The organism is Dolichospermum flos-aquae CCAP 1403/13F, from assembly GCF_012516395.1.
Classification (GTDB): Bacteria; Cyanobacteriota; Cyanobacteriia; order Cyanobacteriales; family Nostocaceae; genus Dolichospermum; species Dolichospermum lemmermannii.
Genome location: NZ_CP051206.1, coordinates 3231475 through 3254808, shown reverse-complemented (window position 1 = coordinate 3254808; position 23334 = coordinate 3231475). Strand labels below are relative to the sequence as shown.

Sequence of the window (23334 nt, the reverse complement as noted above, 5' to 3'; positions counted from 1 at the left end):
GTATCAAAAATAATTGAACGCAGATAAACACAGATAAAGATGGACAATCAAAAATCAAAACATGATACTTTCAAACAACATCCTGTAAATCCTAAAATCCTGGACATCCTGATTCTGACAAATTAAAATATTAGTACACCACAAATAAAATCAACATCCCGTAAATCCTAAAATCCTGATTCTGACAAAAAATGCTATATCTCCAAGTAGAAAATATTACTAAACGATGAGACACCCAAAACTAGAAGAAATTATGCAGGAATTGTGTAATAACTTGCTTGAAACATACCAAGATCAACTAATTGCAGTGATTCTTTTTGGTTCTCAAGCGCGTGGTGATGCTACTCCTGATTCAGATTTTGATGTATTAGTTATACTGAAGGATTTAGTGCAAGCAACCAAAGAAATTGAAAAAATTGGCTTTTTTCTTAGTCCCCTTTGTTTAAAATATAGTGTAGTAATTTCTAACCTGTTTTACTCCCTCAGTCGTTTTGAAAAAGAACAAACAATGCTAATCCAAAATATCAAAAAAGAAGGTATTTATTTTTATGAACAAAGAACAAGAGTTTCTAGTGCAAAAATCTCAAGATAGTCTGCGTGCAGCTAAAATTTTAGCTGGTGAAAATCTAGCTGATTTTGCTGCCTCTCGTGCCTATTATGCCATGTTTTATATAGCTGAAGCATTCCTGGTAAGTGAAAATCTCAGTTTTAGCAAACACTCCGCTGTAATTAGTAAATTTGGCGAACTTTTTGCCAGAACTGGTAAAATTGATCCTAAATTTCACCGTTATCTAATTGATGCAGAACAGATACGTTTAAAGGGAGATTATGATCGTTCTGAACGTTTAACTGCTGAAGATGCAAAACTACTGATTGAAAGAACCGAAGAGTTCCTAGAATTAGTAAACTATCTATCATCTTGCTAATTCAAATAAATCAATGGTTAAATAAATAATGGTAATGTAACAGTAATATCAAAAATAATCGAACACAGATAAACACAGATAAAGATGGACAATCAAAAATCAAAACATGATACTTTCAAACAACATCCTGTAAATCCTAAAATCCTGGACATCCTGATTCTGACAAATTAAAATATTAGTACACCACAAATAAAATCAAAATCCTGTTAATCCTAAAATCCTGGATATCCTGATTCAGACAATAATATATTTATTTCGTAGCAACTATTTTGATTATCAAGCGATCGCTACAGTAAGATCAATTATGATTCTGCACTATTATTACAGGGTTAGTGATGGTGTCATTTCTTCCTTATCATTATCAAATTTTTAGTTGGGTTGCGCTTTCGCTTAACCCAACCTACCATTTTTTAACTTTACTTTACGCAAAGACACAGAAAACACTTTGCGCCTTTGCCCCTTTGCGTCTTTGCGCGAAACAAAACTTAACTAGATTGAATGTTATCCCGCAGCATCAGGTAATGGTTTTTTCGGTGTTGCTAGTTGCAGGATGATTTCTAGTAACCAAGGGGCGAGACGTTGGCATAATACGGCTAAGTGAGATTGCCAGCCGACTAGGATTTCTGCGGTATCGTTTTCTATGCCGATGACGAGGGCTTGGGCGACTTGTTCGGGTGTCATGGGGATCACTCCTCGGAATGATTGCAAGTCACGCACCATGTCTGTTTCGGTGAGGGAAGGGAGTAAGGCGATAACACGGACATTGTGTTGGGCAAGTTCTTGACGTAGTGCCTGGGTAAATCCGACAATGGCAAACTTAGTGGCGGAATATGTGGCCATTGTCGGGGCGGCAACTTTCCCCATTAAACTGGAGACATTGACAATGATCCCCCTTTTCTGACTAACCATGCGTTTGGCTATCAAGCTGGTGAGGGTGTACATTCCCATCAAATTGACGGAGAGTTCTTCTTGCAGTTGGGGGAGTTTTGATTGCAGAAATGAGTTTTGATGTGCGACTCCGGCACAATTTACGAGGAGATGAATGGGTCCATAACTGCGCCAAAGTTGGGCTACGGCTATGTTGACGTTGATTGAGTGAGTTAAGTCTAAGGCCATAATTGTAGTTTCTACGCCCAAAGCTTCGATTTGGGCGGCTACTTCGGCTAACTTTTGGCGATCGCGTGCTACTAATATTAACCTTTTCATGCCTTGTTTGGCTAATTCTAATGCGATCGCTTTACCAATGCCACGGGAAGCCCCGGTAATTAGTGCAACTTTTCCTTGAATCTTCATCGGTTTTCACCTCCAAATTCTTCATTTTTCATCTTCCTTTTGCCTTCTTTGCAATCAACAGGGAAGACGATTGATGAACGGTAAACAAAAATCAAATTTCAATTCAGCGACAGGAACGAAGATACTTTTTCTGCTCATCTGCAATACCCCTTTATTGCTTCTCGATAGCAGAAATTCCTCGTTGTCAGGATGGGAATAATCAACATAAAAGACTGTTGGCAGGATGGATAAAGCTCATTGATTTTACCTCTCTATTTGCTCCGAGCATTCACCAGTGCTGTCGTACCTACACACATTAGCAACTAAATCAAGTTATTGCAATATTTTTTAATCAGGATTTCTGATCAGTCGTTTCCCTAAAGTATATATATCGCAATCTTAATTTATATAAGTTTTTATGAATAGTGAGCAATTCATATCATGATCCCCTCACAATTGGTTAATTTTTGTGACCAGGAACACATTTTTAACTTATTCAAGACAATATATCCTGCTGAATTTGTAGTGTATTGGTAATAATTTTTGGTAAATTCGCACTAATTTATAAAAACAAGAAAATGATTATTAGCAAAAGTGAATATTATATTTCTTCTTACTCCCTGAGACTATGCGCCTCTGCGTATTAGCGAAGCGGGGCGAAGCCCGATAAGGTATTTCCTGAATTCTGGGGGCTTGCTGTTGTAATTCTTCCAACTTCAACCCAGCCTTAATTGCTGCCACTAATAACGCCCCTTCCGTAGGATCACCCAATACTTGCCATTGATGAGAATCGGGGGGATGATTTAACCGGGCATTAGAACAAAGTGCCGCACCAGCCAACATTAACAGCACCTCATTTCTCCGTGTCCTCTGTGCCTCTGTGGTTCGTAACTCTTCCGTAAGAATTTCCACTTCTCCCTTGGGTTCATAACCTACCCCAGTCACATTAATCTGAATATTGGGAATCCATAATTGGCGAACAGTCATTTCATTTTTTGTCAAAGTCCCGGTTTTGTCAGTGCAAATCACCGTGACTGCACTCAGGGTTTCCACCGCAGACAAACGCCGCACCAAAGCATTTTGTTTAGCCATGCGTTTGACACCAATAGCTAAGGCTAAACTGACAGTAGGTAATAAACCTTCGGGGACAAATGCCACAATAATACCAATGGCAAAAATGAAACTTTCCTTCAGTTGCATTCCTACCAGCAACTTAGTGAGTAAAAATATCACCACCCCCATAGTCAAAGCAATGATGGTAATGATGTGAACTACTCTGGAAATTTGCACTTCTAAAGTGCTGGCTTCCCGCTTCACATGGGCAGTGAGATGGGCAACTTGACCAAATTCCGTATGTGTCCCTGTGGCATATACTACTGCCAGTCCCCGACCGGCTGCCACGGTAGAACCTGCAAATACTAAATTACTGGCTTCGGAAGCATGGATATTTGCGGCGGTGACAGGTTCGCTAATGCGGGGAACGGGCAAAGATTCCCCTGTGAGTACGGAGACATCTACATATAAAGACTGACTTTGAATAATTCTGGCATCAGCGGATATCTTATCACCTTCTTCTAACTGCATGACATCGCCGCTAACTAATTCACGGGCAGCAATTATAGATAATTTTCCATCCCGATAAACTTTAGCTTGGGAAGGTAAGATTTTCTTCAGGGCTGATAAAGCTTTTTCCGCTTGATATTCCTGCCAAAAACTAAAGATAGCATTAATCCAAATAACTGCCCAAATTGCCCAACCTAATTCTGGTGTTTGGGAAATAAAAGCTAATATTCCCGCTACCCACAACAGCAAGGCCATAAAATGGGTTAATTGGTCAGTGAAACGCAGAATTAAAGGGCGTGTTTGGGGTTCGGGAAGTTCGTTATAACCAGATTGTTTTAATCTTAAATTGGCTTCGGCCTCGCTGATACCTTGAGGAGTAGTTGTTAGTGTTTTGTAGACATCTGTAGGTGTCAGCGTCCAAATATGAAAGTTTGAATCCATACTTTTGGTATCAATCGGGCTTTGATATTTTAGATGCCGAGTCTATACCTTTTCATCTGTCTGAGGTGTGGGGTATGTTTTTGAGGAGGGTTAATTGTCAGAATTAGGATATCCAGGATTTAAGGATTTACACGATTTTATTTTGTAGTCAAAGATCCCCGACTTCTAAACATAATTAATTAGATGAACGAGAAAATTACTCCCTTCCCACACAAAGATAACTGATATTTTTTCTCCGTGTCCTCTGTGTCCTCTGTGGTTCGTTTAAAAAAATTAGTAATTTAACAGTAATATCAAGAATAATTGTAGCTTGCTTCCCGAAGGGTACGCAGATAAACGCAGATAAACGCAGATAAAGATGGACAATCAAAATTCAAACAACATCCTGTAAATCCTTAAATCCTGGACATCCTGATTCAGACAAAAAATTATTTTTACCAGTGAAACATTTTAAGACTTGACAAGACGCAAAAAATGCACTATGCTGACGGATGTTTTTTGTTCTTACTCACAATTTAATTCTAACATACCACAGGGATTAAAATCCCTCGTGTCGCTTATATCTCAGGGAGCCAAGCCGCGCTCGTTTTACGCTTACCGGATGCTCTTATAAACAATTTTGATAAATTATTGATCAGAGCATAGACTACGTGCTTATTTCCGCACAGACCAAGAGCGGACTTGACCTAGAGTCACAGGAATTCTGTCACTAACATCAATGGTAAACAAAAACACCTTTTTAGCCCTGCGACCATTTTCTGGGTCAAAAAACTTTAATTTCACATCCCAACAATCACTATTAATCCGACAAAAAGGACTTTTTTCCACTTCAATACTATCAAGCTGCATCCCTGTAGAAATAGCTTGAGAAAAACTAGAAGCAGCTTGGAAAGCATTAGTTACAGAAAAATTCAACGCTCGATCTTTTGCCAATTGTCCTAAATTTTGCAAATCATAGTATACTCGATTTAAGAAACTACTCAAAGCCTTTCTCATAGCTATTTCTTGGGCTGGTGCAGTTTCTCCCGTAATTACAGTTTGCAAAGCCGCATCTACCAAACTGTTGACTTTCCAGCCATACATTCCCCTAGTATTCGTAAGACTAATTACAGGCACAACCTGACCAGAAAATAACTCCACAGTTCTATCTGTTAACCTTGCAGGTATACTTACCCGTTCCACAAAATCATCACTGTTTTCTGGTTGAATTTGTCCCTGTAACATCAAAATCAGGATTTCATAGATATCTGCGGCAAAACCGCTTACAGGCTCTAAAGCATAAATAGGAGTTAATTCTTGGTTGAGAGTCCAAATTAAAGGTTTAGCTTCCGTAGGATTTACTGACAAGTAATCAACCATTTGTCGGCTATCATAGGGATTAGCAGGGATAATTGCCCCGTCCATATTCACTGCTGGCATTAATTGTTTAAACGAGTCCCTTCTGGCTTCATTACCAAAATCATAACCAATTGTTCCTAAAGCATATACCAATTTAGAAGCCGCACTAGGGGTGACACCTTGAGTTATTTCACTTCTTTGAATTTCTCGTTCCCAGTCTCCGACTGGGAATGCCGTCTCCAAGGCTCTGCCTGACGGTATAGTGAGAGGCAGAGCCTCTAATGTAGCATTCCCAGGTAGAACCTGGGAACGAGAGATTCCTACTCCCCTCTCCTCATAGGAGAGGGGTTGGGGGTGAGGTTGTTGTACTCCCTGATAGGAGAGGGGCTGGAGGTGAGGTTCTAACTTTTCTCCCGTCAATAATTGAAACGCACCGGGAATATTCAACTTACCTAATAAACAGCGTTCTGGTTCTTCCACTTCTTCCGGGTTACAGGGAATAGCACTATTTAAAATCGCTTCCCGCACTGCTTCAGCGTTGGGTTGTTCTCCTCGTTGCAATTGCAGACTCATTAATAAAGCAGAAATACCTGTGACAATGGGTGCAGCGCAACTAGTCCCTTTTTGTCTGATAGGTTCTTCTGTTCCCGGTTGGGCGCCTAAAATATTTTCACCGTTAGCCATTACCCCTTTATGTTGATATTCTCCGCCATAATTACTAAATTTAAACGGTTGGCCATCATCTCGCATTGCACCCACTGTAATCACACCAGGAAGAAGAGAGGGAATACACCAACATTCACCTTTATCGTTACCACCTGGGGCAACAATTAACATATTATTATCTTGGCATTGTTTCACAGCACGGGCAAATAAATCTGGTGCTACTCCGGTTTGGGTAGGGTGACAAGCAGCGATATGGATAATATTCGCTCCCCATTGCCAAGCGGTATTAATAGCGTGGGTAAGGTTGATAGGGGAAATAAAATCATCATTAGCGAAGGAAATAGGAATATTTAATGCTGTACATAAAGGGGCAATACCAGGGGCTGGTGTACCGTGTTGTCCTAAGATAGTGCTAGAAATGTGAGTAGCATGACTGGATAATTCAATGCGTTGTCTAATAGCTGGAGGGAAAGGTGCAAAAAATGCCTCTCGTTCTTTTTTTGATTCTTCTTTATCGTGGTCGGGGTCGTCTTTTTTGTCTTTTTGTTGTTGGTTAAATTCTAAAGATAAATTGAGATAATAATAGTATTCTTCGTTAAGTTCAATATCTTCTGCCCAATAGGGTTTAAATTGACTAAATTTTGCCCCTTGAAAACAACTACGTTCTAAGTCGGCTGCACCATCAAGGATAGCAATTTTAATGCGGGGGTCGCCTTTTGTGCGTGTCCAAATTTGGGAAATTCCGGGGATGTCGGTAAGGTTAGGCATGGTTTTGATTGTGTTGTTGTAATTGATGTTATAATTGTGGGTGAAAAGTCTAATTTTTTATCAAGTTAATGCCAGCTAAAGATGTTTTTCATGATGCTGTTAGGATAGGGTTAGAAAAAGAAGGTTGGGTAATTACAGATGATCCTTTAAGGATAGAAGTTGGTGATGTGGAAATGTATATTGATCTCGGTGCGGAACAAGTTTTAGCTGCTGAAAGAGAAGGAGAAAAAATAGCGGTGGAAATTAAGAGTTTTATTGGTACATCTAATATTTCTCAATTTCATCAAGCCATTGGACAATTTTTTAATTATCATTTGGCATTAGAAGAACAACAACCAGAACGAGTTTTATATTTAGCTATTCCTTCAGGAATTTATTACTCTTTCTTTCAATTGCAGTTTATTAAAACAGTTGTTCAGCGTTCCCAACTTAAAATCATGATTTATGATCCAGTTCAGGAGGTAATTGTAGCATGGAAAAACTAGAACAATATCGCAATTATGTCAAACAAGTGATCACAGAATATGCTCAATTAGGTTCAGCTAAAGATGAAATTGAACAACAATTGATTTTTGATAGTTTTGGTGATCATTATCAATTGATGTATGTGGGTTGGAAAAACAGAAAACGGCAGCATGGTTGTGTTTTGCATTTGGATATTAAAGATCAGAAAATTTGGATACAACATGATGGAACTGAAATTGGTATAGCAGATGAGTTAGTTAAATTAGGAGTGCCAAAATCAGATATTGTTTTAGCATTTCATGAACCTTTGGTGAGACAATATACAGATTTTGCTGTTGGTTGATTTTCACATAGATTTTACATCATTTTTGGAAATATTTACATTATGTCATATAGTGATTTTACTCTCAAAAAAGTTAAGCAAACCTTTGGCATAAATACCGTTGAAAATAAAAAGTTTCTGCCAGAAATCCAACCAATTGCTGCTAGTGCAACCCTGACTGATTTTTTAGCAGAAAGTTTACCATTAGCTATAGCGACAGGAAGTGAAAAAGCACGTTCTGAGTTAATCATTAGTCCGGTTTTACTAGAGGTTCGTAAGATTTTACAAAGAAAAATTAGTTTATTTTCTGGTACAGATTTTACTGTAGATTCGGCTTTAGGATTGAATGGAGTCTGTGATTTTGTTCTGAGTCGTTCAACGGAACAGTTAGAAGTGGAAGCACCAGCAGTTATGATTGTGGAAGCCAAAAAATCAGACTTAAATCCGGGTATTGGCCAGTGTATTGCGGAAATGATTGCTGCTCAAAAATTCAATGAAATTAATAATCAACCCATTCCTACAATTTATGGTAGCGTCACTAATGGTACTGTTTGGCGATTTCTACAATTAACGGAACAAACTGTAACAATTGATTTTACAGATTATCCCCTTCCTCCTGTTGATGTCATTTTAGGAATTTTAGTTTGGATGGTAACTGCTGCTAACTAGATAATTGTCACCAATAGGGGTTTAGCAATGCTCATAGGTGTCAACTTAGGCTAAAAATGTCTTATCTGTTGGCTGACAAACCCGCCCAGAAATGAATTTACGGGCTAATAGCGAAACTAAACTAAAGTTTACTGAAAATTTTCTGGGTTATTTAGTCATCTTTAGATGACTTTTGCTATGAGACTGGGAATTCATTCCCAGTCGGGCTATGGGTTTTACGTTAAGTTGACACCAAAAATCCTGGATATCCTGATTCTGACTAAGTAGGTGAACACAATAAAACCAAACTGTGTAAAGAAACGTAAAATCGCCCAAACCCTCTTCACTCTTGCCTCTTGCCTCTTGCCTCTTGCCTCTTGCCTCTTGCCTCTTGCCTCTTGCCATAACGACAATTTTCAACGCCAACCTACTTAACTAGATAATCTACTAATAAAATTCTCATGTTCTGGACTTGCTAAACCCTGCTGCAAAACAGCTAATACTGTACCTAAATCTCCTCCTAATAATGCTATTTTATCTAACCATAAACCGGGGAATATTTGGGAACAAATTATATTATCTGCATTGGCTTGAAGTTGAATATACTCCCCTTGTTGTAATCTAAACCAATCAAATTGATGGTCATAAACTCGCCAGATTAAATATTCTTGGACTTGATTACGACGATAAACTTTGAGTTTTTCATGTAAATCATAGGAAGCACTAGAAGCAGCAATTTCTACTATTAATTCTGGCGCACCTTCTACATAATCATCTTTATTTATTCTTGATTGTCCTCCTGTTTCAATTCTTAATAAAGCATCCGGTTGTGGTTCGTTATCTGTATCTATTAGCACTGTGGCATTATCGGCGAAACCTATGCCCGGTGTAGCTGCTTTATAAACTCCCAGCCAAGTCATAATATAAGCATGGGGTTCTCCATGACTTTTGATTCTTAATGGTGATGCCACGTAAACTACTCCTTCAATTAATTCGGCTTTTTTGAGATTCGGCATGGCATGATAACGCCGTTCAAATTCATGACGGGTTAATTTGTCGCCGTTTTCTAGGGGAGGAATAGTTAAGATGGGAGAAATTGCAGTAGTAGATATCATAAATTTGCTCGAATTTTGCAGAAAATGAAATTGTCAGAATCAGGATGTCCAGGATTTAAGGATTTACAGGATGTTATATGGGTAATTTGGGTTTGGATGATAACTTTTGCTCATAATTGATTGCGATTAATTTGGTGGATGCCAACCTGCTTTAACCCAATTTTTACGCACAGTAACAGCTAAACTATTATTCAATCTCAACGCCCCGATTGTAGCACGACCACAGGCTGTCAGACCGATAATTTCTGTCCCCTCTGGACTCCAAGTAAAATGTTTTTGCCATTGTTGTTGACGAGGATTAAATAGAGAAACTATTTCACCAGATTTAGGATCTAAATTCTCAGTTTGTGTCCATTTGTATTGATTACATAATTCACACGCTAAACAGAGATTATCTTCTGTATCATCTCCTCCTTTAGCTACAGGTTGGATATGGTCAATTTGCAATCTACCCATAATATAATCTTGATGACTAAGGCAATACTCACAGCGATTTTCTGCCCGTTCTCTCACTTTTTGGCGTATGGTTTCAGATAGAGAACTCATGGTGATAAAGGAATTTTTATTCCCCGTTTAACAGCTTCGGCTAAACCTTCAGATTTTCTTAATTGTCCCATTTGATAAAGGGACATTAAAATTAATAATTCATAACGTTCTCCTGCTGTTAAACCGGTATTTTTTCCTTTAGCTTGTAGTTCTCCCAAGCGTTGATTTTGCACTACATCCATTTTTAAATTAGCTAATTCTAGAACTTCCTGATCGGAAATATCAGGAATGCTTGAATTAATGCTCATTTCTGAGAGATTATCTAAGGTAGGTAATACTATTTCTAGGGTGTCAAGTAAAACATCTGATATCTCTCGCGCTGTTGCTTCTCCAAGACGTTCGACAGAAGCAGCTAAACTTTCGGGTAAGTTAATAGTTATGGGAATTGTCATAAAAATAAAATTCTTTATTACAATTATAGTTTAGATGATGTTTGGGATGAATTTCTTTGTTATTTTTTTGTCTGAATCAGGATTTCCAGGATTTAAGGATTTACAGGATGTTACCCAACATTTCGGTGATTTTGTGATTTAATGTTGTTGGGTTGCGCTGTCGCTTAACCCAACCTACATCTAACCTATAGATATCATCACTAGAAGCAGCAATTTCTACTATTTCATGACGGGTTAATTTGTCGCCGTTTTCTAGGGGAGGAATAGTTAAGATGGGAGAAATTGCAGTAGTAGATATCATAAAATTTGCTCAAATTTTGCAGAAAATGAAATTGTCACCAATCAGGATGTCCAGGACTTCAGGATTTACAGGATGTTATATGAGGAATTTAGGTATTATAATACATATTTAATTTCTGAATTGAACTTTTGATTAACTCGCTTTCAGGAATACACACTACTAAAGCTCTCACTGCTTGATGTCTATAATAAGCATGAACTCTATCAGCTAAATGATTTCCTAAATTATCAACGAAGTAATTGTGATCAGTGGGATGAAAATAGAGAATTTTGCTCTCATTCGCTTGGCTAAAACCAATTTGCAACAAATGACAGACTTTTAGAAATTCTAAAGCCTTTGCAGGCAATATTTTGGCAAGTCGTATCTGCACATTTTCCCTGACAAATTCCTCAGCAGAAAGAGTTGGATAAACTTCAATCTCATGACTACCATTCAAGCTAAAATCAAAACCAATTAACAAGTTATTATTAGTTAAGATTGATCGCAATTCTGGGCTGTTACCGCACAAAGAAATTGCTGTTTCTGTTTTTTCTAAATAATTATCAATCCAAATAAACAGTTTCAAACGTGAATCTTTGACTTCTCTTCTGGCATCTACTCCTATCAACACTTTAATAACTTTACTGAAGTCGAAATTATTGCCTAAAAATTTATGTAGTAGCTGATAATTTAACTTCACTTCAACTCTTGCAGCCACAGCATTAAAAAAATTTAGTGCTGCATTGATTTGGCTTTTAGCGTCTGGTTTTGTCCATGTCAGAGTGAACCTAGCAGCATGAAGTCTATCATGATCAATTTTACAAGCACAGTCAATTATGGCATCTTTTTGTCCTTGAACTAATTTTTCAAAATGCCCTAAAGGAAAAAGATAGTCTTCTATCTCAAAAACTTGCTTGTGCTTGCCAATATGAGTTAGGTTAATTTCACTGTCAGTGACGAAATTATCGTAGGTAATCATTTGTTTATTTAAAGTTCCTTATGCCTGTTTATTTAAAGTTTTTTATGCCCAGAAAACCTCGAAATATCAAACCCGGATACTCTTATCACATAACAACCCGTTGCAATAACCGTGAATTTAAGCTATCACGGCGTGAATGTCGGGAAGTGTTTCTTTATGCGATAAAAAAGGCTTTGGATAAATACAATTTCCAGCTTTATGCTTTGTGCATTATGTCAAATCATGTTCATTATTTGATTGCACCTAAACAGCCAGAAGAGTTACCCAAAATTATGCACTTCCTGAATTGGTACACGGCGATGTGTTTCAATCGGATGTTAAGAAGAACGGGACATGGTTCGACTTCGCTCACCACAAGCTTTTGGGAGAAACGATATTACTGTGATGGGTTTCCTGCTTCAGACAAAGAAAGAGCATTAAATACTTTACGCTACATTCACGCTAATCCTAAAGCTGCCAAAATGCGCCAGAGTTTTTTCTATGACTTCAGCAATTATGGCAGTTATGAACGCTTAACTGATGATGGTTTAACTCAATGGCATCCGGCTTTTTTACGACTGGGAAACAGCTTAGAAGAATGTGCCAAAAAGTATAAAGGCTTCTGCCAAAAGTATAAACCCAAGGAGAAGACCCCAACCCAATACCACTGGGGTAGTAAGCTGTTGGCTGGGGTTCATCTCACAAATCAGGGTTCAACCACCAACCCCAAAAAATCTAAGTCCGGTTTTCCGCCACCCCCCCCGTGCCAGGTATCCGAAACCCCCGAAGTGACAGAGGTTGTCCGTCAATTCATCGCTGCGAACCGTGCGCCAAGGGATGTAGAAATAGACTTTTGACCTTTTTTGAGGTGAGTGGTAGAATGAGGTGACTTACTCTGCGTCGTCGCCCGCAAAAGGAGGACTAAACCAGAACAGCTGGGCTTCCACTTGACCGCTTTGATCCTTGGCAGTGGAGATGATTTCGCGTTCTACGGGGGCAACTTGTTGGGGGCGGATGTTCTTCTTAGTCATGGTGTGTTTTTCCTTTTTGTTTGTTCGTTTAACTTCTTCATTATGAAGAAGACTGGTTTGGTGAAGGCGTTAAATTGGCGTTGAAGGGTAATTTAACGAGTTGTGATTCACCAGAAGCTTTATATAAAACCTGTCTCCTTGTAGGAGAGAGGCTTTAAATTCTCAATTTTTTTTCCTGTTCCCTCTCCTCTTAGGAAAGGGTTAGGGAGAGGTATCTTAATTCATATCCCCCGTGCCAGTGATAAACCCCCGAACTGACAAGGGTTGTCCGTCAATTCATCGAGGCAAACCGTGCGCCAAGGGATGTAGAAATAGACTTTTGATATTTTTTGAGGTGAGTGGTAGAATGGGGTGACTTACTCCGCGTCGTCGCCCGCAAAAGGAGCGAACGTATCCTCACTTGGATCTCTCCATGAACGGGCTGTAACCTGACCGCTTTGATCCTTGGCAGTAGAGATGGTTTCGCGTTCTACGGGAGCAACTTGTTGGGGGCGGATGTTCTTCTTAGTCATGGTGTGTTTTCCTTTTTGTTTGTTCGTTTAACTTCTTCCTGATGAAGAAGACTGGTTTGGTGAAGGCGTTAAATTGGTGTTGAAGGGTAATTTAACGAGTTGTGATTCACCAGAAGCTTTATATAAAACCTCTCTCCTACAAGGAGAGAGGCTTTAAACTCTTTAAATTCTCAAGTTTTTTTCCTGTTCCCTCTCCTCTTAGGAGAGGGTTAGGGAGAGGTAGAGTTTTAGTATTAACTAATGTGAATTTTTCAGAATAATCAATGCAACTACTTACCATGAGATGATAAAAAGTGCAATTACTAATCAGTAGGCTAAGTGAAGCTACCCTGATTCTGATAGTACAGCCAATTATGATTCAACGCAAGACCTTATTAATAAAAATTACTTATAGTAAATCAGGTTGTTAACACTCCTGTATGCTTGATATTTCCGTGAAGCGGAAATCACTATCTCCTCCCGTCAAGTATTTGTAAATACTGATTTTCATCCACAGCACAGGAGAAAATAAACACTTACTAAAACCGTTTTTTTTTTTGACATAAGAAAAAATTATATCCGTTAAAATATGTAAATTGAGTTGACATTTCAGCCGAATAATATAACAATTACTTTTGTGTTCTAGAAGCACAATCGTAATAAAAATGTCATAAAATATATATTTATGGCGCAAAATAGATGTTTAAGCAGATAATTAGCAAATTAAATGCCAAAATCCTCAATTGAAACGGAAATACACAAATTATGGAACTTGACACAGGGTGATTCACAAATATGTGTAGCTATACTCGACGGATTGGTTGATCAATCTCATAATTGCTTTAATGCAGCAAATTTAACAAGATTGCCAACACTTATTCAGGGAGAAGCGACAGCTAATGGATCTATGTCTGGACATGGAACTCATGTAGCAAGCATCATATTTGGTCAACATAATTCTTCAGAATTACGGGGAATAGCTCCCCAATGTCGAGGGTTAATCGTCCCTATTTTTGGTGACAATAATAGGAAACTTTCTCAACTAGATCTAGCTCGCGCCATAGAACAAGCCGTCAATGCTGGAGCGCATATTATCAATGTCAGTGCTGGACAACTCACTGATAATGGTGAAGCAGAAGGCTGGTTAGATAGGGCTGTGCAACTATGCAAAGATCACAATGTTTTAATTGTGGCTGCTGCTGGTAATGATGGTTGCGAATGTTTGCACGTTCCCGCATCTTTACCCACCGTATTAGCAGTAGGGGCAATGAATGACCAAGGTAAACCCATAGACTTTAGTAACTGGGGAGAAAGCTATCAAAACCAAGGCATTCTTGCACCGGGAGAACACATCTTAGGGGCAAAACCGGGGGGAGGGACACAAAAACTCAGTGGTACTAGCTTTGCTACTCCTATTGTTTCCGGTGTCGCTGCTTTACTCCTAAGTCTGCAAGTTCAGCGTGGTGAAACACCCGACCCCGCTAAGGTGAGAGCGGTTTTATTAGAAACTGCTATACCTTGCACAGATAAGGATACAGACGATATTAGTCGCTGTTTATTAGGTAAATTAAATATTTCTGGTGCATTGCAATATTTTACAGGAGGAACAATGTCCGAAGAATTAGATACAGTAGAAACCGTTGACAGTATTGAAGCTGCTGGTTGCGGTTGTGCAGAGATTACAAATAGTGCTGAACCAGAACCCAGCCCGGAGGAATTTATACCCCCTGAATTTTTCCCAGTAGTTCCTGCTGTGACAACTTCCGCACCTTTCACAAATTCATCCAATTCTCAATCTACTACCATGTCAAATCGTACATCTAATTACATTACTGCTAGTCAAGCACCCAGCGATCTCGCTGAAGTTAACTTAGTGTATGCTTTAGGTACACTGGGTTATGATTTTGGTTCAGAAGCCAGAAGAGACTCCTTTAAACAATTAATGCCAGGGGTACAAATAGACGGAACAGCGATTCCCGCTAACCCTTATGATGCGCGGCAGATGGTAGATTATTTAGGAGATAATCTTTCTGAGGCTAAGTCCTTAATTTGGACATTGAATTTAGAATTAACTCCTATCTATGCAATAGAACCAGGTGGGGCTTTTGCCAGAGATGTCTATGCTATTTTACAACAATTATTATCGGGACAAATTCAAGCAGAAGACAGCGAGAATTATGTAGAGAGAGTCAGTATTCCCGGTATTTTATCAGGACGCAGTGTGAAACTATTTTCTGGTCAAGTTGTGCCAGTAATTGAAGTTCCCAACATTCGGGGAATGTATGGTTGGAAGGTTAACACCTTAGTTCAAGCTGCTATTCAGACAGTGCAAGCGCAAGCGACAGAAGCCCAAGAAGAGTCTATTCGTCGGACTTTGGGTAGTTTCCTCAGCCGCATTTATTATGATTTACGCAACTTGGGGACAACTTCCCAAGATAGGGCGTTGAATTTTGCCTCTACGAATGCTTTTCAAGCGGCTTCCACCTTTGCGGAAGCTGTGGCTACGGGTATGGAGTTGGATAGTATTACAGTAGAAAAAAGTCCTTTCTGTCGTTTAGATAGCGATTGTTGGGATGTAAAATTGAAGTTCTTTGACCCTGAAAATAGTCGTCGGGCGAAGAAGCTATTCCGGTTTACAATTGATGTGAGTGATATTATTCCTGTTACTTTGGGCGAAGTCCGTTCTTGGTCTACTCCTTATTAATAGTGGTAGGTTGGGTTAAGCAACAGCGCAACCCAACAAAGTCTTTTATCTCGTTTATCTCGTTCCCAGTCTCTGACTGGGAATGCGGTTACAGAGGCTCTGACTCTGCTTTAATAGAAGGCAGAGCCTTCTAGAATTCATTCCCATACGGAGTATGGGAACGAGAAACGCGAAAAACGAGGAAATGAGAAATCAATTTCCAAAATCTACAATCTAAAATTGATTATGAGATTACCCAAACTTTCCCCCCCGGTAAAAAGACCAGATATTATTTATCCTCATCGTTCTGTTGATGTCATTCATGGTAGAGTCGAGGACTTAGTTAGCATTCGCATGGACTTATTACATGGTGCTAATTATAATGACCCCGCTGCATTTCAAAATCGTAGTTATCAGCAAATTAAATCTTCTTGCAGTTGTGTAATTTAGGAGTTATCAAAATTATGAGTAAACAAAAGAAAACCCCCGCAAATTCGAGTCAACCAGAACCCGAACAAACAGCAGAAATTAAACGTAATATTTTGTCAACTGGTTTGGAAGATTATGGTTTTTGGTCGCAGGAAATGGCTAGACAAAAAGCCCAACAAACTGAACCTGATAAACCTTTCCGTCGTGGTCGGATTTGGTGTTAGTTGGTGCGGTTTTCATATCCCCGACTTCTTTGAGAAGTTGGGGATATTAATTAATACACAGGAAACACTTTACTTAAATCAAGCTGTAAATCAGTAAACCAAGGTAAAGATATAACCTGAGTAGGTAAAACAATTCGCTTATTTGTATACCCAAATATCCCCTGTTTATTTTGATATGGTTCACTGTAACATTCCAAGCAATTATCTAATAAATTAAATATCCAATAATCAGGTATTCCCGCTTTCGCATAAAGAGGTATTTTCACCTTTTGGTCATAGTCTATGGAAGAATCTGCAACTTCTATGACTAACAATATATCGCTCCCTTGTGGGTGAGATGAAAAATAATCATCATCACGGTTTTTGACAATGGCAAAATCTGGTTCTGGTTCGCTTTTGGGTGGTATACTAATGGGGGCTTGAGATTGCAGAATTACTCTATCTTCTATAAGTTTTGGAAGTTCCTTTAATAGCTTTCTTAAACAAGTTTCATGTGCCGTACCTTTTGATACCATTTCTACCAATTCTCCGTTAATTAGTTGAATGTGATCATCTTCTTTTAAAAAGCCAATTTCAATGAGTTCGTGATATTCTTCTAGGGTGAAGCTTTTAACCTGAATTGTAGTCATATATCTTGCTCCATTTTACCAAAGGTAAATAAAGTTTTGAACACAAGCAGTGGCACTGATGAATATATTCACAATTATTATAGTGATTTGCGATCGCTTTGCGTTTTTGAAACCCTGCACAAACACCGTAGTTATTGCATTTGGCAAATCCCGAATTTATGGAATAAATCCGGGATTTTGTGCTTAAATTTTAAAGAGTCCCAAAACCTTTTTTCTTTTTCTCTTTCTTTTTCTTAGCTGGTGGTGCGCCACCGGGATAACCGCGCCAGCCGGGTGAAGGACGATTACCACCTGCTGCTAAGGGATTACCACCGCCAAACATTCCTCCCATACCGGGAATGCCACCCTGTCCCATTTGCTGCATGAGCGATCGCATTTTTTGGAAGTCCGCTACCAGTTTGCTTACATCCGCTTCTCTATACCCAGAGCCAGAAGCAATTCGACGGCGGCGACTGGGAGAACTCGATAATAAATCTGGGTCACGGCGTTCTTTACCCGTCATGGAATTGATCATGGCTTCACAGCGTTTTAGCTGGGTTTCTCCATGCTTTAACTGGTCATCAGAAAGCTTGTTCATGCCCGGAATCATCTTCATAATTCCGCCCAAAGAACCCATGTTTTTCAACAACCGCATTTGCTTGAGAAAGTCAGTAAAATCAAATTTTGCTGACAGGATTTTCTCCTGCATTTGCTCCGCATCTGCCAAATCTATCTCTTCTTGGGCTTTTTCTACTAAAGTAAGAACATCCCCCATCCCCAAAATCCGCGAAGCCATCCGGTCAGGATAAAACGGTTGTAGAGCCTCGACTTTTTCCCCCACACCCACAAATTTAATCGGCGCACCGGAAATTTGCCGCACTGACAACGCCGCACCACCTCGGCTATCCCCATCCATTTTGGTCAGGATTGCCCCAGTAATGCCGATTTGGTTATGGAAGGTGCGCGTGAGATTTGCTGCCTCTTGCCCGGTCATTGCATCCACAACTAACAGGGTTTCATCGGGCTGGACTACTTCTTTGATGCGGGCTAATTCCGCCATCATATCTTCATCTATTTGCAAGCGTCCGGCAGTATCAATAATTACTGTATTTATGCCTTCGGCTCTGGCGCGTTCCACACCTTGACGGGCAATTTCTACGGGGTCTGCTGCAATTCCCAGTTCAAATACGGGGACATCAATTTGCTTACCAAGGGTAATTAATTGGTCAATAGCTGCGGGACGATAGATGTCTGTAGCCACTAATAAGCAACTACGGTCTTGTTTGCGTAAATGCAAGGCTAATTTTGCGGTAGCTGTGGTTTTACCGGTTCCTTGCAAACCAGCCATTAACACAACGGTGGTTTTCCCCGCAACTTCTGCGAGGGGAACATTTTCTTCCCCCATCACCTGCACTAATTCATCATAAACAATTTTGATGAATTGTTGGTCAGGACGTACACCAGCGATAACTTCAGCCCCCTGGGCCTTGGTTTCGACTTCGCTAATAAAATCTTTGACTACCTGGAGGTTAACATCTGCTTCCAATAAAGCCCGACGCACTTCCCGCAAAGCGTCTTGTATATTGGATTGGGAGATTTTATCCTGTCCTCGCAGTTTTTTCCAGGCGGATTCTAAACGGTCAGATAGTGCATCAAACATAATTCAGTTACAACGTAGTTAGTCTGTTGTCAGTAGGGGCGAAGCATTTGGAAGATAAATTATCGGTCATTGCCAAAAATAGTCCTCCAAATGCTTCGCCCGTACAGTGGTTAGTTGTCAGTAGGGGCGAAGCATTTGCAAGATAAATTATCGGTCATTGCCAAAAATAGTTCTCCAAATGCTTCGCCCGTACAGTTGTCAGTTGTTAAGAACAGATTACCAATGACTAATGACAAATGACAAATCATTAAATAGGTTTAATGACAACAACACCATAAGCATCTGGGGAAAGATAATCTTTTGCAGCTTGGATTAAATCAGTTGCTGCCTGTGCTTGAATATATTGGGGATAATTAAAAGCTGGTTCTAAATCACCAATTAATGACTGATAATAACCATACAACCCAGCGCGATCACTTGGTGTTTCATTCCCAAATATAAACCGATTGGCTACACGTTGTTGAACACGGGCAATTTCTGATTCTTTGACAAATTCTGTTTGTAATGTGCGAAGATGTTGAATAATACCTGCTTCCACAACCGCTAAATTTTCGACATCACATTTAGCAGAAATCGAAAACACACCTTGCAATAAATTACTCATATTACTCACAGAAATTGAAGATACTAATCCCCGTTCTTCCCGTAAATCTCGCACTAATCTAGATGTTCTCCCATGTCCTAAAATTCCTGCTAAAACATCAAGTGCATAAGTTTCATCTAATTCCATCAATCCAGGTACTCGCCACATCATTACTAGTCTGGCTTGTTGAAGAGTTTCATCAACAACTTCCCTGCGGACTATTTCTGTAAATGCAGGTTCAGGAATTGCTGCTATTGATGTTAGTTTGTTGGTTGTTTGTTGATAATTTTTACTAAATTCTTCGGCGATAATTTCTACTAATTCTTCTACTGGTAAATTACCCACAGCGACTGCTGTAATTGACTGAGGTTGATACCAATGAGCATGAAAATCTCGCATTTGTTGCGGTTTAACTTGAGCAACAACTGCTTCTGGTCCAAGTACGGGACGACGATAGGGTAAGGAATCAAAAGCGGTTTCCATGACATGACGAGAAATTCGCCGCCGGGGGTTATCCTCAGAACGTCTAATTTCTTCTAAAACTACTAAACGTTCTCGTTCAAAAGCATCATCAGGAATACTAGGATTACAAACAACATCTATTTGTAAAGGTGCTAATTCGGCAAAATCTTTAGGGGCAGTTGTGGTATAATAGTGTGTATAATCTTGGCTGGTGGCAGCATTAGTGACAGCACCGCGCTCTTCAATCCGGCGCTCAAATTCACCACTAATTAACTTCTGTGTACCCTTAAAAATCATGTGTTCTAAAAAGTGAGCCATGCCATTAATCGCATCTGACTCCATTGCTGAACCGGTTTTGACCCATAAATTGAGATTAACCGCGTCTATTGGCATTTGTTCGGCGATAATGGTTAAACCATTTGGCAGATGGTGCAAAGTGGGTGCGTTAAGACGCGGAAAATTTAGCAGAGTTGATGTCATTGCTTGTGGTGAGTGAAGAGCTTTGTTACTTCCTATATCTTACAACTTTCTTGATGGTGTAAACATTGTCAAGACTTTTGAAAGAAGTTAAGAATCTTATTGATTAGTTTTTTCCTTAGTCTCAAACCTCATTTATTTTCTCTATAAATTGTTGTATATAGTAAGTATTATTCCCTGGATTCTCCGAAACTAACTTATCATTTATCATGCCTAATTAATAATTAATTTTAGGACTTACGCAAGACTCATGGAATAACGAACCACAGAGGCACAGAGGTCACGGAGAAATGAGGATTGGAGAGATGTTTTGCGTAAGTCCTAAATTTATTCAAGAATAATTAGGTTGGGACAAATGCCCAACCCACACAATAGAAAAATAAGAAATGTCTCTACACTACTTATTTATTCATTATGAAAATACTGAAGCACTGATTTGTTGTGCTGGGGAAGATGATAAGAATTTCTCGACTAACAATTGCTGGAAAATGTTGACATCATTTTGCCAATTAGCAATTATTTGTTGTAAGTCTTGTATTCTTTCCGCAACGGTATTTCCGGTGAGAGGATAATTCAAGTTACCAGAAAATAAAATAGCTGGTGTTACCTGTTCCCCAAACTGGACATTTACTTGATTAATAGCTAAATTCAGAACTCCCCGTTTTAAGGGATAACTTAACTCTAATCCAGCATTGACTTTACTTCCTCCAAATTCCTGCCAAGAACCTGGGGCTAGAAGTTTACCGCATATATATTGATAAGCATCTGCTTCTGATGTAAAACCGACAACTGCTTTGGGGTTAATTCCTACTGCTTGATACTCTACTTGGGATAATTTTTCAACCAATTGTCGTGCAACTGTGGCAAGTTGAATTTCTGCTGGTGGTTTCCCTGCTATCATCTCTAACACATTCAGTCGGTTAGGTTGAACAATGATTCCCACACCGTTTTTATAAACCAACTGAACTAAATTATTATTGTAAACTGGTTGATTTGCTAGTTCCCAGTCTGAAGGAATAATCCCTGTATATTTGAGGAAATCTGGGTTGAGAACTGCGGGATTGAGATTTTTCGCTACGAGAGAAATTGCTATTTCTGTGAGTTGTAAACTATTACTCATACACTTCTGGTTATGGCTGAATTGATTAACAGTATAAACACTGTCCAATCTAGTATAAGTGAAAAGTAACGTATTTGTAATTATTGATCTAAATAATCAGTAATCAACCTGAGTATACAGTGCTTATACTTAATTAACAATTGTCCAGATTCTCTACTTCTTGGAGAAGTAGGGAATCTAACTTTTAGCTTTAGAGATTGATTTATTGTAAACTAATAATTAGTAATATTAAGAATTATGACAAATCCTACTCACACAAAAAGTCAATCCCGCATTATCGTCATCGGTGCGGGTATAGGTGGACTTACAGCCGGGGCATTATTATCCCATAGAGGTTATAACGTCCTTATCCTCGACCAAGCCATAGTTCCCGGTGGTTGCGCTTCCACATTCAAACGTCAGGGATTTACCTTTGATGTTGGTGCGACGCAAGTTGCAGGTTTAGAACCTGGGGGAATTCATCACCGCATTTTCTCAGAATTAAATATAGAATTACCCGCAGCTACACCTTGCGACCCAGCCTGTGCTGTATATCTTCCAGGAGAGTCCACACCCATTAATGTCTGGCGTGATTCTCAAAAATGGCAAGCAGAACGCCAAAAACAGTTTCCGGGAAGTGAACCTTTTTGGCAATTATTAACCACTTTATTTAATGCTAGTTGGGAATTTCAAGGACGTGACCCTGTTTTACCACCCCGGAATTTATGGGATTTGGGACAATTAATCAAAGCTGTCCGTCCGAGTACATTTATAACTGCACCTTTCACCTTATTTACTGTTGGCGATGCTTTGCGATTATATGGTTTAGGAAATGATCAAAGACTGCGGACATTTTTAGATTTACAACTCAAGTTATATTCTCAAGTTAGTGCGGAAGAAACGGCTTTACTTTATGCAGCAACGGCTTTGAGTGTATCCCAATTACCCCAAGGGTTATTTCATCTCCAAGGAAGTATGCAAGTATTGAGCGATCGCTTGGTAGAATCTTTAGAACGAGATAGTGGTAAACTATTGATGCGCCACACGGTCGAAAAAATCGAAGTTGAAAATAACCAAGCTAAAGCGGTAGTTATTAAAAATCAGAAAACCGGGGAAACTTGGACAGAATCAGCAGATCATATCATTGGTAATGTCACCGTTCAAAACTTAGTCCAATTATTAGGAGAAAATGCGCCATCTGGATATAAACAAAGAGTAGAAAAATTACCTCCTCCTTCCGGTGCATTTGTAGTTTATTTAGGTGTAGATAAAAGTGCAATTCCTCATAATTGTCCACCGCATTTACAATTTTTATATGATGTAAATAAACCCATTGGAGAAAACAATTCTCTATTTGTATCTGTGAGTCATGAAGGAGATGGCCGCGCACCATTAGGAAAAGCCACAATTATCGCTTCTTCCTTTGTTGATTTTACGACCTGGTGGGAAACTCAAAATTATGAAGAGTTAAAGCAAAAATTCACCCAAGAAGCAATATCCAAACTTTCTGAATATTTCTATTTAAAGCCAGAAACTATCATTTATGTAGAAGCAGCCACACCTCGCACCTTTGCTCATTATACAGGCAGAGAAAAGGGAATTGTGGGCGGTATTGGTCAAAGAATTCCTACTTTTGGACCCTTTGGTTTTGCTAATCGGACTCCCATTAATAATTTGTGGTTAGTTGGTGATTCTACACATCCTGGAGAAGGAACTGCGGGAGTTAGTTATTCAGCTTTGACGGTAGTTAGACAAATTCAAGCTCAAGGGTAGAATTCTTTTTTATCACGCAGAGGCACTCCAGAGGCGGATAAGAGAGCGCACAGAATAGTTAGTGATTCAAAATCAACACGTTGCTAAATTTAAGTATGAAATTGAAAAATCAAG

25 protein-coding genes are annotated in these 23334 nt (G+C 39.2%); 11 read left to right on the top strand and 14 right to left on the bottom strand.

Annotated elements, in window-relative coordinates; genetic code table 11:
• Positions 1–226 precede the first annotated feature (226 nt).
• The gene (locus HGD76_RS15785; protein ID WP_168696341.1) at positions 227–592 is read left to right on the top strand and encodes a nucleotidyltransferase domain-containing protein; all 366 of its coding nucleotides are present in this window, start codon (positions 227–229) and stop codon (positions 590–592) included.
• Positions 549–926 (top strand): HEPN domain-containing protein, encoded by a 378-nt coding sequence (locus HGD76_RS15780; RefSeq protein ID WP_168696340.1) that lies wholly within the window; start codon positions 549–551, stop codon positions 924–926. Before HGD76_RS15785 ends, HGD76_RS15780 begins: the two co-directional genes overlap by 44 nt.
• A gap of 501 nt (positions 927–1427) precedes the next feature.
• Here the strand turns inward: HGD76_RS15780 and HGD76_RS15775 are convergent.
• The 3 genes from HGD76_RS15775 to HGD76_RS15765 form a co-directional block, all read right to left on the bottom strand.
• A complete protein-coding gene (locus HGD76_RS15775) occupies positions 1428–2219 on the bottom strand; it encodes an SDR family NAD(P)-dependent oxidoreductase (protein WP_148760954.1) in 792 nt (263 codons plus the stop codon).
• Between the two features lie 564 nt (positions 2220–2783).
• On the bottom strand, positions 2784–4202 hold the full coding sequence (locus HGD76_RS15770; protein ID WP_233466893.1) for a cation-translocating P-type ATPase: 1419 nt from the start codon (positions 4200–4202) through the stop codon (positions 2784–2786).
• Between the two features lie 654 nt (positions 4203–4856).
• The gene (locus HGD76_RS15765) at positions 4857–6974 is read right to left on the bottom strand and encodes a S8 family peptidase (RefSeq protein ID WP_168696339.1); all 2118 of its coding nucleotides are present in this window, start codon (positions 6972–6974) and stop codon (positions 4857–4859) included.
• Between the two features lie 68 nt (positions 6975–7042).
• On the opposite strand from HGD76_RS15765, the gene HGD76_RS15760 reads away from it, so the two are divergent.
• From HGD76_RS15760 to HGD76_RS15750, 3 genes are read left to right on the top strand one after another with little or no spacing between them, the layout of a single operon-like run.
• The gene (locus HGD76_RS15760; protein WP_148760948.1) at positions 7043–7459 is read left to right on the top strand and encodes a XisH family protein; all 417 of its coding nucleotides are present in this window, start codon (positions 7043–7045) and stop codon (positions 7457–7459) included.
• The gene (locus HGD76_RS15755) at positions 7447–7782 is read left to right on the top strand and encodes a XisI protein (protein ID WP_148760946.1); all 336 of its coding nucleotides are present in this window, start codon (positions 7447–7449) and stop codon (positions 7780–7782) included. Before HGD76_RS15760 ends, HGD76_RS15755 begins: the two co-directional genes overlap by 13 nt.
• Before the next feature lie 42 nt (positions 7783–7824).
• Complete coding sequence (locus tag HGD76_RS15750) at positions 7825–8430, top strand: hypothetical protein (RefSeq protein WP_148760943.1); 606 nt, start codon at positions 7825–7827, stop codon at positions 8428–8430.
• 410 nt (positions 8431–8840) lie between these two features.
• On the opposite strand, the gene HGD76_RS15745 is transcribed toward HGD76_RS15750, so the two are convergent.
• The 5 genes from HGD76_RS15745 to HGD76_RS15725 all read right to left on the bottom strand — a co-directional run bounded on the left by HGD76_RS15745 (position 8841) and on the right by HGD76_RS15725 (position 11721).
• Positions 8841–9524, bottom strand: coding sequence for a Uma2 family endonuclease (locus tag HGD76_RS15745; RefSeq protein ID WP_174782722.1), 684 nt, complete (start codon positions 9522–9524; stop codon positions 8841–8843).
• A 126-nt stretch (positions 9525–9650) separates the two neighbouring features.
• Entirely contained in the window at positions 9651–10070 is a 420-nt protein-coding gene (locus tag HGD76_RS15740; protein WP_168359009.1) for an HNH endonuclease, read from the bottom strand.
• On the bottom strand, positions 10067–10462 hold the full coding sequence (locus HGD76_RS15735; RefSeq protein ID WP_168696338.1) for a hypothetical protein: 396 nt from the start codon (positions 10460–10462) through the stop codon (positions 10067–10069). The genes HGD76_RS15740 and HGD76_RS15735 overlap by 4 nt, the downstream gene beginning before the upstream one ends.
• Before the next feature lie 100 nt (positions 10463–10562).
• The gene (locus tag HGD76_RS25465) at positions 10563–10763 is read right to left on the bottom strand and encodes a hypothetical protein (protein ID WP_233466892.1); all 201 of its coding nucleotides are present in this window, start codon (positions 10761–10763) and stop codon (positions 10563–10565) included.
• Positions 10764–10851: 88 nt separating this feature from the next.
• Positions 10852–11721, bottom strand: a complete 870-nt coding sequence (locus tag HGD76_RS15725; protein ID WP_148760941.1) for a LynF/TruF/PatF family peptide O-prenyltransferase — start codon at positions 11719–11721, stop codon at positions 10852–10854.
• A gap of 44 nt (positions 11722–11765) precedes the next feature.
• Here HGD76_RS15725 and HGD76_RS15720 point away from each other — a divergent pair, with 44 nt between their 5' ends.
• A complete protein-coding gene (locus HGD76_RS15720) occupies positions 11766–12557 on the top strand; it encodes a transposase (protein ID WP_168696337.1) in 792 nt (263 codons plus the stop codon).
• Positions 12558–12590: 33 nt separating this feature from the next.
• On the opposite strand, the gene HGD76_RS15715 is transcribed toward HGD76_RS15720, so the two are convergent.
• Positions 12591–12731, bottom strand: a complete 141-nt coding sequence (locus tag HGD76_RS15715; protein ID WP_148760937.1) for an anacyclamide/piricyclamide family prenylated cyclic peptide — start codon at positions 12729–12731, stop codon at positions 12591–12593.
• Positions 12732–13087: 356 nt separating this feature from the next.
• Positions 13088–13243 carry an anacyclamide/piricyclamide family prenylated cyclic peptide gene (locus HGD76_RS26290; RefSeq protein ID WP_148760935.1) on the bottom strand — a complete coding sequence of 52 codons (156 nt, stop codon included), beginning with the start codon at positions 13241–13243 and terminating at the stop codon, positions 13088–13090.
• Positions 13244–13949: 706 nt separating this feature from the next.
• Here HGD76_RS26290 and HGD76_RS15705 point away from each other — a divergent pair.
• The 3 genes from HGD76_RS15705 (at position 13950) to HGD76_RS15695 (ending at position 16558) form a co-directional block, all read left to right on the top strand.
• Positions 13950–15926: a S8 family peptidase gene (locus tag HGD76_RS15705; RefSeq protein WP_168696336.1), complete on the top strand. Its 1977-nt coding sequence runs from the start codon at positions 13950–13952 to the stop codon at positions 15924–15926.
• A gap of 225 nt (positions 15927–16151) precedes the next feature.
• A complete protein-coding gene (locus tag HGD76_RS15700; RefSeq protein ID WP_015081394.1) occupies positions 16152–16355 on the top strand; it encodes a cyanobactin biosynthesis system PatB/AcyB/McaB family protein in 204 nt (67 codons plus the stop codon).
• 14 nt (positions 16356–16369) lie between these two features.
• On the top strand, positions 16370–16558 hold the full coding sequence (locus HGD76_RS15695; protein ID WP_233466891.1) for a cyanobactin biosynthesis PatC/TenC/TruC family protein: 189 nt from the start codon (positions 16370–16372) through the stop codon (positions 16556–16558).
• Between the two features lie 50 nt (positions 16559–16608).
• Here HGD76_RS15695 and HGD76_RS15690 read toward each other — a convergent pair whose 3' ends face one another.
• Positions 16609–17187 carry a Uma2 family endonuclease gene (locus HGD76_RS15690; RefSeq protein ID WP_168696335.1) on the bottom strand — a complete coding sequence of 193 codons (579 nt, stop codon included), beginning with the start codon at positions 17185–17187 and terminating at the stop codon, positions 16609–16611.
• Positions 17188–17377: 190 nt separating this feature from the next.
• The gene (ffh, locus tag HGD76_RS15685) at positions 17378–18826 is read right to left on the bottom strand and encodes a signal recognition particle protein (protein WP_168696334.1); all 1449 of its coding nucleotides are present in this window, start codon (positions 18824–18826) and stop codon (positions 17378–17380) included.
• Positions 18827–18940: 114 nt separating this feature from the next.
• Between ffh and HGD76_RS25920 the strand changes: the two genes are divergently transcribed.
• On the top strand, positions 18941–19066 hold the full coding sequence (locus tag HGD76_RS25920; RefSeq protein ID WP_256380188.1) for a hypothetical protein: 126 nt from the start codon (positions 18941–18943) through the stop codon (positions 19064–19066).
• Positions 19067–19073: 7 nt separating this feature from the next.
• Here the strand turns inward: HGD76_RS25920 and HGD76_RS15675 are convergent, their stop codons facing one another.
• Both HGD76_RS15675 and HGD76_RS15670 read right to left on the bottom strand, forming a co-directional pair.
• On the bottom strand, positions 19074–20351 hold the full coding sequence (locus HGD76_RS15675) for a M16 family metallopeptidase (protein WP_168696333.1): 1278 nt from the start codon (positions 20349–20351) through the stop codon (positions 19074–19076).
• Positions 20352–20760: 409 nt separating this feature from the next.
• The gene (locus HGD76_RS15670) at positions 20761–21468 is read right to left on the bottom strand and encodes a hypothetical protein (protein ID WP_168696332.1); all 708 of its coding nucleotides are present in this window, start codon (positions 21466–21468) and stop codon (positions 20761–20763) included.
• Between the two features lie 237 nt (positions 21469–21705).
• On the opposite strand from HGD76_RS15670, the gene crtD reads away from it, so the two are divergent.
• Positions 21706–23220 (top strand): C-3',4' desaturase CrtD, encoded by a 1515-nt coding sequence (gene crtD / locus HGD76_RS15665; protein WP_168696331.1) that lies wholly within the window; start codon positions 21706–21708, stop codon positions 23218–23220.
• The last annotated feature ends 114 nt before the right edge of the window (positions 23221–23334 follow it).

Excerpts from the sequence above, each read along its gene's own strand:
- HGD76_RS15785 (WP_168696341.1), top strand. The coding sequence starts at position 227 with ATGAGACACCCAAAACTAGAAGAAATTATGCAGGAATTGTGTAATAAC.
- HGD76_RS15780 (WP_168696340.1), top strand. The coding sequence starts at position 549 with ATGAACAAAGAACAAGAGTTTCTAGTGCAAAAATCTCAAGATAGTCTG.
- HGD76_RS15775 (WP_148760954.1), bottom strand. The coding sequence starts at position 2,219 with ATGAAGATTCAAGGAAAAGTTGCACTAATTACCGGGGCTTCCCGTGGC.
- HGD76_RS15770 (WP_233466893.1), bottom strand. The coding sequence starts at position 4,202 with ATGGATTCAAACTTTCATATTTGGACGCTGACACCTACAGATGTCTAC.
- HGD76_RS15765 (WP_168696339.1), bottom strand. The coding sequence starts at position 6,974 with ATGCCTAACCTTACCGACATCCCCGGAATTTCCCAAATTTGGACACGC.
- HGD76_RS15760 (WP_148760948.1), top strand. The coding sequence starts at position 7,043 with ATGCCAGCTAAAGATGTTTTTCATGATGCTGTTAGGATAGGGTTAGAA.
- HGD76_RS15755 (WP_148760946.1), top strand. The coding sequence starts at position 7,447 with ATGGAAAAACTAGAACAATATCGCAATTATGTCAAACAAGTGATCACA.
- HGD76_RS15750 (WP_148760943.1), top strand. The coding sequence starts at position 7,825 with ATGTCATATAGTGATTTTACTCTCAAAAAAGTTAAGCAAACCTTTGGC.
- HGD76_RS15745 (WP_174782722.1), bottom strand. The coding sequence starts at position 9,524 with ATGATATCTACTACTGCAATTTCTCCCATCTTAACTATTCCTCCCCTA.
- HGD76_RS15740 (WP_168359009.1), bottom strand. The coding sequence starts at position 10,070 with ATGAGTTCTCTATCTGAAACCATACGCCAAAAAGTGAGAGAACGGGCA.
- HGD76_RS15735 (WP_168696338.1), bottom strand. The coding sequence starts at position 10,462 with ATGACAATTCCCATAACTATTAACTTACCCGAAAGTTTAGCTGCTTCT.
- HGD76_RS25465 (WP_233466892.1), bottom strand. The coding sequence starts at position 10,763 with ATGATATCTACTACTGCAATTTCTCCCATCTTAACTATTCCTCCCCTA.
- HGD76_RS15725 (WP_148760941.1), bottom strand. The coding sequence starts at position 11,721 with ATGATTACCTACGATAATTTCGTCACTGACAGTGAAATTAACCTAACT.
- HGD76_RS15720 (WP_168696337.1), top strand. The coding sequence starts at position 11,766 with ATGCCCAGAAAACCTCGAAATATCAAACCCGGATACTCTTATCACATA.
- HGD76_RS15715 (WP_148760937.1), bottom strand. The coding sequence starts at position 12,731 with ATGACTAAGAAGAACATCCGCCCCCAACAAGTTGCCCCCGTAGAACGC.
- HGD76_RS26290 (WP_148760935.1), bottom strand. The coding sequence starts at position 13,243 with ATGACTAAGAAGAACATCCGCCCCCAACAAGTTGCTCCCGTAGAACGC.
- HGD76_RS15705 (WP_168696336.1), top strand. The coding sequence starts at position 13,950 with ATGCCAAAATCCTCAATTGAAACGGAAATACACAAATTATGGAACTTG.
- HGD76_RS15700 (WP_015081394.1), top strand. The coding sequence starts at position 16,152 with ATGAGATTACCCAAACTTTCCCCCCCGGTAAAAAGACCAGATATTATT.
- HGD76_RS15695 (WP_233466891.1), top strand. The coding sequence starts at position 16,370 with ATGAGTAAACAAAAGAAAACCCCCGCAAATTCGAGTCAACCAGAACCC.
- HGD76_RS15690 (WP_168696335.1), bottom strand. The coding sequence starts at position 17,187 with ATGACTACAATTCAGGTTAAAAGCTTCACCCTAGAAGAATATCACGAA.
- ffh (WP_168696334.1), bottom strand. The coding sequence starts at position 18,826 with ATGTTTGATGCACTATCTGACCGTTTAGAATCCGCCTGGAAAAAACTG.
- HGD76_RS15675 (WP_168696333.1), bottom strand. The coding sequence starts at position 20,351 with ATGACATCAACTCTGCTAAATTTTCCGCGTCTTAACGCACCCACTTTG.
- HGD76_RS15670 (WP_168696332.1), bottom strand. The coding sequence starts at position 21,468 with ATGAGTAATAGTTTACAACTCACAGAAATAGCAATTTCTCTCGTAGCG.
- crtD (WP_168696331.1), top strand. The coding sequence starts at position 21,706 with ATGACAAATCCTACTCACACAAAAAGTCAATCCCGCATTATCGTCATC.